Raw genomic sequence first — 13,352 nt, forward strand, 5'->3', positions numbered from 1 at the left:
TGGTGCGGACGGCGGGACTCGAACCCGCAAGCCCAAGGGCGGCAGATTTTAAGTCTGCTGTGTATACCAATTCCACCACGACCGCTTGCAGGCACTTGAGTACACGAGCAAACCAGCATCGTGCAAGTGCCTGTTTTCCGTTATCCAAGAAGTTCCTGTGACTTACCCCGGATTACACAACGATCAAAACCGCTATTCTCCCTGCGTTAAACAGGGGAAAACAGCGGCCTTCACAAAATGCGTGCGCAGTTAAGGATCTGACCTTCTTTTTTCTCTATCCCTTTTAGAAATACCCGATATAAGTGGGGAAACACGAGATTACTCCATAGATCGCCCCTAAAAAAATAGGAGAAGCTTCTACGGAGAAGCAGGGCTTGCGAGCTCGCATAAGCGCATTTTACAGTTCCTCATGATGTGATCTGCGTTGATCCCTGCGCGAACGGAACAAGGAAAAACGGGAAAATGATTGAGTATGTAGACGCTGCCAAAGCGCCCTTGAAAAACACTGGCCAGATTAAGATCTACAGCCAGGAAGATTTTGAAGGTATGCGCAAAGCAAGCCAGATGACTGCGCAGTGCCTCGATGCACTCGTGCCGCTGGTGCAACCTGGCGTCACGACACAGGACATTGATGACTTCGTTTTCAAGTTCGGCAAGGAGCGCGGCGGCGTCCCTGCAACGCTGAACTATCGTGGCTACACCAAGTCCTGCTGCACCTCCATCAACCGTGTCATCTGTCACGGTATCCCTGATCCAAAAAAGAAGCTGAAAGAAGGCGACATCGTCAACATCGACGTCACTTACATCGTTGATGGCTGGCACGGCGACAGCTCCCGCATGTATCCGGTTGGCAAACTGAAGCCAGCCGCCAAGCGCCTGATTGAAGTGACCCACGAATCCCTGATGCGCGCGCTGGAAGTTGCCAAGCCGGGCAACACCACAGGCGACATCGGCCACGCCATTCAGGAATATGTGGAATCAGAACGTTGCTCCGTTGTGCGTGATTTCTGCGGTCACGGCGTCGGCAAGCTGTTCCACGACATGCCAAACATCCTGCACTACGGCCAGAAGGGCACTGGTATCAAACTGATGCCGGGCATGATCTTCACCATTGAGCCAATGGTCAATCTGGGCCGCCCCGACGTTCGCGTTCTCAAGGACGGTTGGACAGCAGAGACCAAGGACAAAACCTTGTCTGCTCAGTTTGAGCACTCCATCGGCATCACCTCAACAGGCTGCGATATCTTCACAACATCACCAGCAGGCCTGTTCAACCCAATGGAACCGGAAACCGGAGCCGCTGCATAAAGCACCAAACAAGGAGGGGGAATGAAGCAAACCAGTTTCGGGTTTCATGAGGCAACTCCCTCTCCTCAGGAGCAGGCACCTACCGTGCCTGCACTCCCAACCCAGATCCCTCTGGATGAACCGGCACCACGACCGGTCAAGCCTACCGCCCGGCAAAGCAAACCCAGCAAACCAGCAGCCAAACATTACCACGGCCACCGTGCACGTCTGCGCGAGCGTTTCGAGGAAAACGGCCTGAATGGCCTCCAGTCCTACGAAATACTGGAGATGCTGCTGTTCTCCTCCATAAAACAGGGCGACACCAAACCCCTCGCCAAATCCTTGTTGGCTCAGTTTGGCTCATTCGCACAAGTCCTCGCAGCCCCCAAACAGCGGTTGGAGGAAGTTCCCGGCTGCGGACCGCGCACCGCAAGCTTCATCAAAGAGATACAAGCCGCCGCCATCCTCTATGCAAAAGCACAGGTTGTAGAGCGTGATCCCCTCTCCTCCTGGAGTAAGGTGCTGGAATACGTGCGAGCCGCCATGGCCCACAACGATAAAGAAGAGTTCCGCATCCTGTTTCTGGACAAAAAGAACCGTCTAATCGCTGATGAAGTCCAACAAACCGGAACAGTCGACCATACACCGGTGTATCCGCGTGAAGTGACCAAACGCGCACTGGAACTCTCCGCCTGCGCCATCATTCTGGTCCACAACCATCCGTCTGGTGACCCGACACCATCTCGGCAAGATATTGAGATGACAACAAAAATTGCAAGCACGCTGGAACCTCTCGGCATTGTGCTACACGATCACATCATCATAGCTGGCTCAGGGCATGTCAGCTTCAGGGGACTGCAACTCATCTGAGTTTCCCGCATCAACAGAACTCCATTCACATAAATTTCCCAAGTCATCGATAAAACGCACCTTCTGTACAGGCTCACTCAAGCAAACTTTCAGAACATAAGCATGGGCAAGTGCGTTTACGCATACAATCAAGAGTTTAAAAGGCAGCATGAGTAGAATGCCGATGGCGGGACAATTGAGTTCGAAAACCCCGATTTCTGCAGCAGTATTGGGAAGTGCTTTCGGCAACACGATCACACGTGGCAAGAAAGTCGGCGCCCGTATGATGGCTTTGCTGATCCTTTCTGTGGTTGCTGCTGCTCTGGCCGTTGGCTATGTGGCCTTCTACTGGTCAACCCAGCGCGCCCTCGATTTTGAAGTCGAGAAAGAAATCAGGCTCGTACAGAGTAACCTCAAGGTGTTCCGCAACGGTTTGGCCAACGAAGCAGAACGTATCGCCATCTCCAACAAGGCTTATGCTTCTGTTCTGTCTGAAGAAAGCAACATCCTGTTGGATGAAGACCTGACGCCAACTCCAAGCACACGCGGAGACAGAGACATCTTCGTGATCCTCAACAAGGACATGAAGCCGCTCTACACCTACCGCCGCGACTTGCCATGGCACAGCGAGGTTTTTGAGGATCAGCTGCGCGGCCAGATCAACGATACGCTGATGGAGCTGGAAACCAAGGCAAACACCAAGCAGCAGGAACTGCGCGTACCAGAGCCGCTGCGCAGCCACGCTCCACTTTCTCTCAGCCTGCGCGATGTCGTTATGGTTGATGGCGCGATTGGTCTCGTCACCGTCGCAGCAATCACACCATCCACCGCCCCGCCAAAAGGTATGCCGGCTGTGGCGGGTTATCTGCTGTGGGTCCGCTCTCTGGACATCCGCTCCATTCGTTCCTTTGAAGAATCCACCGGTCTTTCTGAGATGTTCATCACCACGAACAAGCCGAAAGCCGATTTCCAGCGCGTGTCTGTTCCCCTGCTCCGCCGCAGTGGTGAGACTATCGCCAACCTGAGTTGGAAGACAACCGCAGCCTCAGGCGCGATCTTCACCAACTCTTCCCCTTATTTCCTAGGAACCATCGCAGCGATCCTGCTGACGACCATCCTCATTCTGCTCCGCTACATCAAAATGACAGATCGGATCCTGCAGAATGAAGCGGATGCAACACATGCCGCTCTCCATGATGCCCTGTGCGGCCTGCCCAACAGAACGTGGTTTGAAGTCTTTGCAGCCGATGTCCTTAAGCGCGATCGCCAGAAACAACGCATCACTGGTATCGTGTTCCTGGATCTCGACCACTTCAAGCAGATCAACGATAGCCTTGGGCACTCCATCGGTGATGAAGTCATCAAGCTGGTTGCAGAACGCCTGAAGGCCTCCATCAACCCGGAAGACCGTGTTGCCCGCGTCAGTGGTGATGAGTTCCTACTGGTGCTGTCTCACCGCACCAAGATGGAAGAGATCATCGAGACCTGCATGTATATCGAGAAGATGCTCTCCGATGCATTCAAGGTCGAAAAGCACAAGATCCTCACCACCGCCAGCATGGGCGTGGCCATTGCGCCTGCACATGGTCATGACCTTACTGAGCTGCTGCGCCGCGCGGACATCGCGCTGTATCAGGCGAAAAAGCTGGGTCGCGGCCGTTACGTGCTCTTTGAAAAAGAGATGGAAGATACCCTTCAGATCTCCCGTGAGATTGAAGAGGACATCAAACGCGCGCTCAACGCCAATGAGTTCCAGAATTACTACCAGCCGATCATGGATCAGTCTGGTACCAACATTCTGGCCGCTGAAGCTCTCATCCGCTGGAACCACCCGAAAAAAGGTCTCCTACCACCAGCGGCCTTCCTGCCGGTTGCGGAAGAATCCATGCTCATCAATCGCATTGGTGAGTGGGTGCTGGAGAACGCCATCAAGGACGGTGCGACCCTTGATGAAGTCACCATGTGCGTGAACGTCTCCCCAACCCAGCTGCGCCATCCGGAGTTCCCGGAGCTGGTCAGCAAGCTGCTTGAAAAGTACCAGCTGGAAGCAAACCGTCTGGAACTGGAAGTTACTGAAGACGTCCTGATCAACTATTCTGAAACGGTTGTTGAAGTGATCGAACGCCTGCGCAATCTAGGCGTGAAGATCGCACTGGATGATTTCGGCACCGGCTTCTCTTCCCTCAGCTATTTGCGCCGCGATCTGTTCGACAAGATCAAGATCGACCGCTCCTTCATCAATGGCGCGGTTACCGACGCCAAAGCCAGAGAAATTCTGGCAAGCTCAATCACACTGGGTCTACGCCTTGGTATGCAGGTTTGTGTTGAGGGTGTCGAAGAAGAAGAGCAGAAAGAACTGCTGCTCACCATGGATTGCCCAATGATGCAGGGCTACCTGTTCTCCCGCCCAATCCCGCTCGGCAAGTTCCGTCTGTGGCGTGATGATATGGACGAGGAGCTGGAGCAAAAGCCACGCAAAATCAGAGTGGGCGCAGCAGAATAACCTGCGCCCTTCCAAGCCAATCGGCCACTCAGACTAAGCTGTAAGAAAAACCCTTCCAGAACGCAGCGAACGTCTCACTGGTTTCCTGCTTGAAAGCAAACGGCCTCTTCACCGCCTCCTCCCAACGCACACCAGACGCCTGCAGCATAGCAACCCCATGTTGGCCGAACTGCACTTTCAGCTGATCAACCAACCAGGCCTTCACCTGCTCAGAGCGCTGCTGCACAAGCTCACCGCGTTCGCTCAAAGCAACTACGTGCTGATCACAGGCTTCAACCAGATCATTCAGCCCTGTGCTATCCAAAGCGCTGAGCATCAGAACAGGAACCTTCCAGTCCCCTCGCCGCGCACTCAGGCTCATGGCACCTTCCACGTCTGCACGCGCACGAATGGCCACATCGCCCATATCCGCTTTGGTCACACAGATAATGTCCGGCAACTCCATGATGCCCGCCTTCATGAACTGAAGACTATCACCCGATCCCGGCTGAATACAAAGAACACAGCTGTCAGCCACCAGAGCCACATCCGCCTCTGACTGACCAATACCAACACTCTCAACAATCACCCGATCCATCACCGCCCGCATCAGAATAACAGCTGCAATGGCATGCTCAGAGAGCCCGCCAAGCCGGTCCCGCGCCGCCATGGAGCGCACGAAAATCTTCTGGTCTTCCGGATCCGTTGAAAGCCGGGTTCTGTCGCCCAGCAGCGATCCGCCCGTCACCTGAGAGGAAGGATCAACCGCAATCACCCCAACACTTTTGTCTGCGCTGCGGTACTCGGAAATCATTGCATTGGTAAGAGTGGATTTGCCAACACCGGGAGGACCGGTGAGCGCAACCACATGCGCCATTGGGTTCTGCAGCGCTTCATCCAGCAGAGAGATCAGTTGAGGGTGCCCCTCATAACTCTCAATCGCGCTGAGCAAACGTGCAAGAGCTGGCTTACCGCCAGCTCTCAACTCTTCAAGAGAGGTAGGAGCCGACTTAGGCCAGCTCCTCACCTTTTTGGTAGGACCACTCACCCCTTGTTCCGATGAGCCAGCACTGCCTGAGCAGCTGCAAGACGCGCAACAGGAACACGGAATGGAGAACAGGACACGTAGTTCAGGCCAACAGTTTCGCAGAAGGCGATAGAGGCCGGATCACCACCATGCTCACCGCAGATGCCAAGCTTGATATCAGCCTTGGTCTTACGACCGTTCGTGGCTGCAAGCTTCACCAGCTGGCCGACACCATCAATGTCCAGAGACACAAACGGATCTTTCTCCATCACCTTGCGATCCTGATACTTGCCCAGGAAGGACGCAGCATCATCGCGGGAGATGCCAAAAGTGGTCTGTGTCAGATCATTGGTACCGAAGGAGAAGAACTCTGCAGACGCTGCAATATCTTCAGAAAGAAGCGCAGCCCGTGGCAGCTCAATCATGGTGCCAACGGAGTACTCAGGCTTCTCACCCAGTTCCTTCGCCACAACCTCAGCAGTGCCATCAATGGAGGCGCGGACAATATCCAACTCGCTCTTCAGGCCAACCAGCGGCACCATAATTTCAGGTGTCACCTTGCGGCCATGGCGCTTGGAAACATCCAGAGCAGCTTCAAAGATCGCACGTGCCTGCATTTCCGCAATCTCAGGGTAAGAAATCAGCAGACGGCAGCCACGGTTGCCGAGCATCGGGTTGAACTCTTCCAGCTCTTCCGCACGCTCACGCAGCTCTTCCGGATCAATATCCATCTGCTTGGCAACTTCAGCAATGTCCTCATCCGTCTTAGGAAGGAACTCGTGAAGTGGCGGATCAAGCAGACGAATGGTAACCGGACGATCAACCATCAGCTCAAAGATGTCGATGAAGTCCTGACGCTGGATCGGCAGCAACTTTGCCAATGCAGCTTTACGCTCCTGAACGGTGTCAGACAGGATCATCTCGCGTACAGCAAGAATACGTTCTCCTTCAAAGAACATATGCTCGGTACGGCAAAGACCAATCCCCTCAGCGCCAAAAGAAAGCGCAACCTTCACATCAGCAGGGGTTTCCGCATTGGTGCGAATGTTCATGCGGCGAATATCATCCGCCCATTCCATCAGCTTTTTGAAGTCGCCGGAAAGCTCAGGCTCTTGCATCTGAACCTTGCCAGCCAGCACCTGACCGTTACCACCATCAATGGTGATCACATCACCTTTTCCGAAGCTGCGGCCATCAACGCTCATGATCTCATTGCGCGCGTCAACGCGAATGGAACCGGCACCGGCCACACATGGCTTACCCATGCCGCGCGCCACAACAGCCGCGTGACTGGTCATGCCGCCACGGGTGGTCAGAATACCTTCCGCAGCATGCATGCCGTGGATGTCTTCTGGGCTGGTTTCTGTACGAACCAGAATAACGGAGCGGCCATTGGCCTTTTCTGTCTCTGCATCGTCAGAGTTGAACACGATCGCACCGCAAGCAGCACCCGGAGAAGCTGGCAAACCAACGGTCAGCTCATCGCGTTCGCTGTTCGGGTCGATGGTTGGGTGCAGCAGCTGATCCAGAGAAGAAGGCGCAATGCGCTCAACTGCTTCTTCTTTGGTGATCAGGCCGTCTTTTGCCATATCAACCGCAATTTTCAGTGCAGCTTTCAGCGTACGCTTACCATTACGGGTCTGAAGCATCCAAAGCTTGCCGTGTTCAACGGTGAACTCCAGATCCTGCATGTCGCGGTAGTGGTTCTCCAGCTTGTCACAGACAGCTTTGAACTCCGCAAACACCTCTGGCATGGTCGCTTCAAGAGATGGCTTTTCAGAATGCGCTTCAATGCGGGCTTTCTCGGTGATGTCCTGCGGCGTACGGATACCCGCCACAACATCTTCACCCTGCGCGTTGATGAGGAACTCGCCGTAAAGCGCGTTTTCACCGGTAGACGGGTTACGGGTAAAAGCAACACCGGTGGCAGAATTCTCGCCTGTGTTACCAAACACCATCGCCTGAACGTTCACTGCAGTGCCCCAGTCCTCTGGGATTTCGTGCAGGGCGCGGTAAGTCTTTGCCCGTGGGATCATCCAGCTCTTGAACACAGCGCCAACGGCACCCCAGAGCTGTTCCTCAGGATCTTCAGGGAATGGACGACCAAGCTCTTCTTCAACCTTGTCTTTGTAGGCGGCTACGATCTCTTTCCAGTCATCACCGGTCAGATCCGTATCAAGGGAGTAGTCATGCTCGTCCTTGAAGTCTTCCAGAATTTCCTCGAAGTAGTCATGGTCAACGTCCAGCACCACATCGGAATACATCTGGATGAAACGACGATAGCTGTCATAAGCAAACCGATCGTCATTTGCATCTTTGGCCAGCGCCTCAACGGTCCGGTCATTCAGACCCAGGTTGAGAACTGTGTCCATCATGCCCGGCATGGAAACGCGGGCACCGGAACGCACAGACAGCAGCAACGGCTTCGTCGTGCTGTTAAACTCACGCCCTGTCAGTTCTTCAACGGCGGCAATCGCAGCATGGACCTGCTCTTTGAGCTCGGACGGATACTGCTGGCCTTCCTCATAATAGTGCGTGCAAACTTGCGTTGTAATGGTAAATCCGGGAGGGACAGGCAATCCTAGTCTGCTCATCTCTGCAAGGTTGGCGCCCTTGCCTCCAAGCAGCTCCTTCATAGAAGCATCGCCCTCGGTTTTGTTTTCTCCAAAGATGTAGACCCACTTGGTCATAACACCCCCCTTTATTGAGTGAGACATCAACCAATCTCACTTGGAATTGCACCACTGCCTACTATCTGCAATGAACAGGCTCATTATAGCAAGAGACTCAGACCTCGACCTTAGTGTTATTGCGTAAATACTTCTGAATTCTTGAGAAATATCAATATACTTACTTATCCGCAGATACTTGAAAAAATATAGGTTCAATTGAAAGAATGATCGGATACACTCTTTAGAACGCGGTGAGTAATCCGGCTGCTATAAAAACGCCATTCTTCGCTACTAACAGATTGATGTAATATTGAGTCGCAATCGGCTCTCAATGAGAGACATATATGACCCTGACAAGCTCTTTTGCGCTGTTCCGCTCCAATTCTGCTTCTGCTCAGAACAATGGCCGTATGACCTATCATTCTGTTATTAAAAACAGATTTTTCAAAAAGGCCCTTATGGCCTCAGCGCTGACGCTTGTCATGTTAGGCACCCCACTGGTGCCAGCTGAAGAAGCAAAAGCAAACTCCCAATCCTTGCCGGCTGCAAGCTCCCTGTCAGGAAGTTACCTGTCAGGCAGAAGCGCCCTTCTCGCACAGGATCTGGCAGCTGCCTCCAACTATTTCACAGCCGCTCTGCAGCGTGATCCGGAGAATTTTTACATTCTGGACCGCGCATTTGTCACATCTCTGGCCAACGGCAATGTTGAGAAAGCATTTCCGCTGGCAAACCAGATTCTGGAAGAAGACAACGAGCATTTTCTTGCGCAGCTGGCCATTGCCGCGCAGCGTATCCACGAAGGTGACTACACCACCCCGCTGTCAGACGCTGTCACTCAGAATGTAAATCCACTCTCTCGTCTCACCTTTGCCCTCGTCTCCGCATGGGAAAAAGCCGGTCAGGGCAAAACGAATGAGGCTATTGAAGACCTGACAAGCACGACAGGTGCGAAGTGGTTTGACCTCTTCATCAACTTCAACGCTGGCCTGCTGGCAGAATACAACAACGATCCGCACAAAGCCGCTGAGTTCTACAAAGCTGCCTACGAGATTGACCGCGGCGCCCTGCGCAACGCCATCTCCTACACCCGCATGCTCGCCGCATCCGGCAGACAGCAGGAAGCGCTGGACATCGTTGCTGAGTACGAACAGCTCATCCCAGAACACCCGCTTCTCGTCTCCTTGAGAGAACAGATTGAAAGCGGTGAGGTCATTGAATCTGTTGCCAAAACACCAGCAGACGGATTAGCTGAAGCTCTGCACGGTCTTGGCATCGCAGTCAGCAAGGAAGGCGAAGAGCTTTCCGCAAACTACCTGCAGCTCGCCATCTACCTCAATCCGGGCAACGACTCCGCGCTGATCGGTCTGGCCTCTCTGTTTGAGCAGCTTGGCGACAACGAACGTGCCATTGCGTATCTCTCTGAGGTTTCTGAAAGCTCCCCGATGAAACGGGAAGCAGAAATCCAGATTGCCCTGCACTACAACATCCTGGACAATCTGGAAGAAGCCCGCGCCCATCTGGAAAAGCTGGTTGAATCCGATCCAACCGATCTGGAAGCCATCACCTCTTTGGGCAACGTTCTACGTGGTCACTCCCTCTTTGAAGAAGCTGAGACCTCTTACGATCAGGGCCTGAGCACCCTCAACGAAATTCAATCCAACCACTGGACCCTGCTCTACTTCCGCGGCATCACCCGCGAACGTCAGGACAAATGGGATGCAGCAGAAGAAGATTTCCGCGAAGCGCTGACCCTGAAACCAGAACAGCCAATGATCCTGAACTACCTCGGCTACTCGCTGGTGGATCGTGGTCTGAAGCTGGATGAAGCGCAGAAGATGATTGAACGCGCAGTTCGCCTGCGTCCAACGGACGGCTACATCGTCGACAGCCTTGGCTGGGTCTACTACCGCCTTGGCCGCTATGAAGAAGCCGTCGAGAAGCTGGAGCGTGCCGTCGCCCTGCGCCCGCATGATCCGATCATCAACGATCACCTGGGCGATGCCTATTGGCAGGTTGGCCGCAAACTGGAAGCCCGCTACAAGTGGAACCACGCCCGCGATCTTGAGCCAGAACCAAAAGATCTGGAACGCATTCTGGACAAGATCGAGAACGGAATGGAAGAAGCTGTTCCAGTCGTCGCCAGTTCTGCAGACAGTAAGTAATTCATAAAGCGATCATATTGCTATGACTTTGGAAGACACAAAGGCAGCACGGGTTGAGGAGTTAGCCCGTGCCAAGGTGAACCTTGCCCTCCACATCACCGGTCAGCGCGAAGACGGCTATCACCTGCTCGACAGTCTGGTCGTCTTTCCAAAGGTGGGCGACCGCATCGCCGTAGAAACTGCACCGGACCTGTCACTACAGATCACCGGTGATTTTGCAGAAAAGATACAGGGCGATCCTTCCGACAACTTGGTCTACAAAGCGGCACAGCTGCTGGCAGAACACGTTCCAAATGCATCCGGCACCCGCATTGAACTGGAAAAATCCCTGCCCGTCGCAGCAGGCATTGGCGGAGGTTCAGCAGATGCAGCCGCAACCCTGCGCGCCCTTGCCAAACTCTGGGGGACCTCTCCGGCGCCGACAGATTTAGCCAGACTCTCTCTCAGCCTCGGCGCTGATGTACCCATGTGTCTTGAAGAAAAACCGGCCCGCATCCGCGGCATTGGCGAAGTCATCGAGCCAGTTGCGGGCTTCCCATCGGGAGCCATCGTACTGGTCAATCCAATGATCGAGATCTCCACCCCGACCATCTTCCGTGCGCTTGAAAAGAAAGACAACGCGCCTCTGCCGGAAATGCCGGAAGAGTTTGAGAGCATGAAGGCCCTCGCCAACTGGCTCAAATCCTGCCGCAACGACCTGCAAAAGCCAGCGATTTCACAGGCTGCCGAAATCTCAGAAGTACTGGACCTTCTGGCCTCCCAGCCAGATACCCTCCTCGCCCGCATGTCCGGCTCCGGCGCCACCTGCTTCGCCCTTTGCAAAACCCTGGAGGACGCCCAATCCATCACCACCCACTTGCAGGACCTCCACAGCGACTGGTGGATCAGAGCGGCAGAGGTGTAGGTTACCCCAGCGACCGCCTAACCAACGCGCAAACACGCATTGCCATCGGGTCTACTTTGAAAAGCCGTTGATGCAGTCAAGCGGTTCCAAGATGGGGGCTCACCTCCCATCTTTTCCTCCGAAGCAGACACACCTATCTCCTCACTGATTCATGCGATCATTTATGAGCAGAACACATGTAGCTTGAACATGCTCTACCTCGCAGCTCATATGCAATCCGCAGTTGTCCTCAGGTAACCTACACAATGATTGCGGACTTTCAAGCAGATAAAACTCAGGCAAACCCTGTCTTTTCTACGCGTTAAAGTGGCATCATCAAGACTAATTATGGCTCAATAAGTTTATCTGATTTTGTTTTTCTCTCCTCCGAAATCATCCTTCGGGAATAACAAGACGCGGAGAGAAAATGACTGATAAGCCCCAATTGACCACCGCCTTTGGTTCCCCTGTTCCAGACAACCAGAACATCCAAACTGCCGGACCTCGCGGCCCTGCTCTGCTGCAGGATGTTTGGTTCCTCGAAAAAATGGCCCACTTTGATCGTGAGGTTATCCCTGAGCGCAGAATGCATGCCAAAGGGTCAGGAGCTTATGGAACGTTCACAACAACCCATGACATCACGAAGTTCACCCGAGCGAAGATCTTCTCTGAAGTTGGCAAGAAGTCCGACGTGTTCATGCGCTTCTCAACCGTGGCAGGCGAGCGTGGCGCGGCTGACGCAGAGCGTGACATTCGTGGCTTTGCCATCAAGTTTTACACTGAGGAAGGCAACTGGGATCTGGTGGGCAACAACACACCAGTCTTCTTTCTCCGCGATCCGCTAAAGTTTCCGGATTTGAACCATGCCGTAAAACGCGATCCGCGCACCAACATGCGCAGCGCCGATAACAACTGGGATTTCTGGACGAACCTGCCGGAAGCACTGCATCAGGTGACGATCGTCATGTCAGATCGCGGTATTCCAGCAACTTACCGCCATATGCATGGTTTCGGCAGCCACACCTATAGCTTCATCAACGCAGATAATGAGCGGTATTGGGTTAAGTTCCACTTTGAAACCCAACAAGGTATCAAAAACCTGACAGATGAAGAGGCCGCTCAGATCGTTGCCCATGACCGTGAAAGTCACCAGCGAGATCTTTATGACAGCATCGAAAATGGCGATTTTCCAAAATGGAAACTCTCTGTCCAGATTATGCCAGAAAAAGAGGCCGGAAATTATCACATCAACCCGTTTGATCTGACAAAGGTATGGCCCAAATCAGATTATCCGTTGATCGAAGTTGGCGTGCTTGAGCTGAACCGGAACCCAGAGAACTACTATGCTGAGGTTGAGCAGGCTTCATTTGCGCCTTCAACAGTCGTGCCTGGCATCAGCTTCTCTCCTGATAAAATGCTTCAGGGCCGCCTGTTCTCTTATGGTGATGCTGCGCGGTATCGTCTTGGAGTTAATCACTCGCAAATCCCGGTCAATGCACCGCGCTGCCCATTCCATTCCTACCACCGCGATGGAGCCATGCGAGTTGATGGCAACAATGGGTCACGTATTGGATATGAACCAAACATGTTTGGGGAGTGGCAACAGCAACCAGATTTCTCCGAGCCACCGCTTTCCATTGAGGGAGCTGCTGGCCATTGGGATCATCGAGAGGATGAAGACTATTACTCTCAGCCCGGCGCACTTTTCCGCTCAATGAATACTGAGCAGAAAGAAGCTCTGTTTGCAAACACAGCCCGCTCAATCGGCCCTGCACGCATCGAAATCCAGCACCGCCATGTCCGCAATTGTTACCGGGCGGATCCTGCTTACGGGACCGGTGTTGCAGAAGCACTCAACATCAACATTGCAGATGTGAGCGACATCTAAGTTGCATTGATAGCCACAGATCAGGGGCGCGGCAGACGCCAACTACCCATCAGAAAAAGCCCCTGATCTACAATTGCCGAACTACATCCTAAGGAAAAAATT

The 13,352-nt window shown here is 53.6% G+C and carries 8 protein-coding genes and 1 tRNA gene; 6 read left to right on the forward strand and 3 right to left on the reverse strand.

The annotated features are described in order from the left end of the window. Positions 1-85, reverse strand: a tRNA-Leu gene (locus tag PSE_RS19515). A 377-nt stretch (positions 86-462) separates the two neighbouring features. Between PSE_RS19515 and map the strand changes: the two genes are divergently transcribed. The 3 genes from map to PSE_RS19530 all read left to right on the forward strand — a co-directional run bounded on the left by map (position 463) and on the right by PSE_RS19530 (position 4,639). Then, positions 463-1,308 (forward strand): type I methionyl aminopeptidase, encoded by an 846-nt coding sequence (gene map, locus PSE_RS19520; RefSeq protein ID WP_014286398.1) that lies wholly within the window; start codon positions 463-465, stop codon positions 1,306-1,308. A 21-nt stretch (positions 1,309-1,329) separates the two neighbouring features. Further along, the gene (gene radC / locus PSE_RS19525) at positions 1,330-2,157 is read left to right on the forward strand and encodes a DNA repair protein RadC (protein WP_014286399.1); all 828 of its coding nucleotides are present in this window, start codon (positions 1,330-1,332) and stop codon (positions 2,155-2,157) included. Between the two features lie 175 nt (positions 2,158-2,332). Continuing rightward, on the forward strand, positions 2,333-4,639 hold the full coding sequence (locus PSE_RS19530) for a bifunctional diguanylate cyclase/phosphodiesterase (RefSeq protein WP_208997990.1): 2,307 nt from the start codon (positions 2,333-2,335) through the stop codon (positions 4,637-4,639). Positions 4,640-4,667: 28 nt separating this feature from the next. On the opposite strand, the gene PSE_RS19535 is transcribed toward PSE_RS19530, so the two are convergent. Together PSE_RS19535 and ppdK are read right to left on the reverse strand one after the other, a co-directional pair. Then, positions 4,668-5,603 carry an ArgK/MeaB family GTPase gene (locus tag PSE_RS19535; protein ID WP_014286401.1) on the reverse strand — a complete coding sequence of 312 codons (936 nt, stop codon included), beginning with the start codon at positions 5,601-5,603 and terminating at the stop codon, positions 4,668-4,670. 59 nt (positions 5,604-5,662) lie between these two features. Continuing rightward, a complete protein-coding gene (gene ppdK / locus PSE_RS19540; RefSeq protein WP_008548092.1) occupies positions 5,663-8,335 on the reverse strand; it encodes a pyruvate, phosphate dikinase in 2,673 nt (890 codons plus the stop codon). Positions 8,336-8,661: 326 nt separating this feature from the next. Here ppdK and PSE_RS19545 point away from each other — a divergent pair, with 326 nt between their 5' ends. The 3 genes from PSE_RS19545 to PSE_RS19555 all read left to right on the forward strand — a co-directional run bounded on the left by PSE_RS19545 (position 8,662) and on the right by PSE_RS19555 (position 13,250). Then, positions 8,662-10,479 carry a tetratricopeptide repeat protein gene (locus PSE_RS19545; protein WP_014286402.1) on the forward strand — a complete coding sequence of 606 codons (1,818 nt, stop codon included), beginning with the start codon at positions 8,662-8,664 and terminating at the stop codon, positions 10,477-10,479. A gap of 22 nt (positions 10,480-10,501) precedes the next feature. Next, positions 10,502-11,383, forward strand: a complete 882-nt coding sequence (locus PSE_RS19550; RefSeq protein ID WP_014286403.1) for a 4-(cytidine 5'-diphospho)-2-C-methyl-D-erythritol kinase — start codon at positions 10,502-10,504, stop codon at positions 11,381-11,383. A 406-nt stretch (positions 11,384-11,789) separates the two neighbouring features. Then, positions 11,790-13,250, forward strand: a complete 1,461-nt coding sequence (locus PSE_RS19555; RefSeq protein WP_014286404.1) for a catalase — start codon at positions 11,790-11,792, stop codon at positions 13,248-13,250. Positions 13,251-13,352 lie beyond the last annotated feature (102 nt).

This window comes from Pseudovibrio sp. FO-BEG1 (genome assembly GCF_000236645.1).
In the GTDB taxonomy this organism is placed as follows: domain Bacteria; phylum Pseudomonadota; class Alphaproteobacteria; order Rhizobiales; family Stappiaceae; genus Pseudovibrio.

Coding starts and splice junctions, on each gene's coding strand:
- map (WP_014286398.1), top strand. CDS start 463: ATGATTGAGTATGTAGACGCTGCCAAAGCGCCCTTGAAAAACACTGGC.
- radC (WP_014286399.1), top strand. CDS start 1,330: ATGAAGCAAACCAGTTTCGGGTTTCATGAGGCAACTCCCTCTCCTCAG.
- ppdK (WP_008548092.1), bottom strand. CDS start 8,335: ATGACCAAGTGGGTCTACATCTTTGGAGAAAACAAAACCGAGGGCGAT.
- PSE_RS19545 (WP_014286402.1), top strand. CDS start 8,662: ATGACCCTGACAAGCTCTTTTGCGCTGTTCCGCTCCAATTCTGCTTCT.
- PSE_RS19550 (WP_014286403.1), top strand. CDS start 10,502: ATGACTTTGGAAGACACAAAGGCAGCACGGGTTGAGGAGTTAGCCCGT.
- PSE_RS19555 (WP_014286404.1), top strand. CDS start 11,790: ATGACTGATAAGCCCCAATTGACCACCGCCTTTGGTTCCCCTGTTCCA.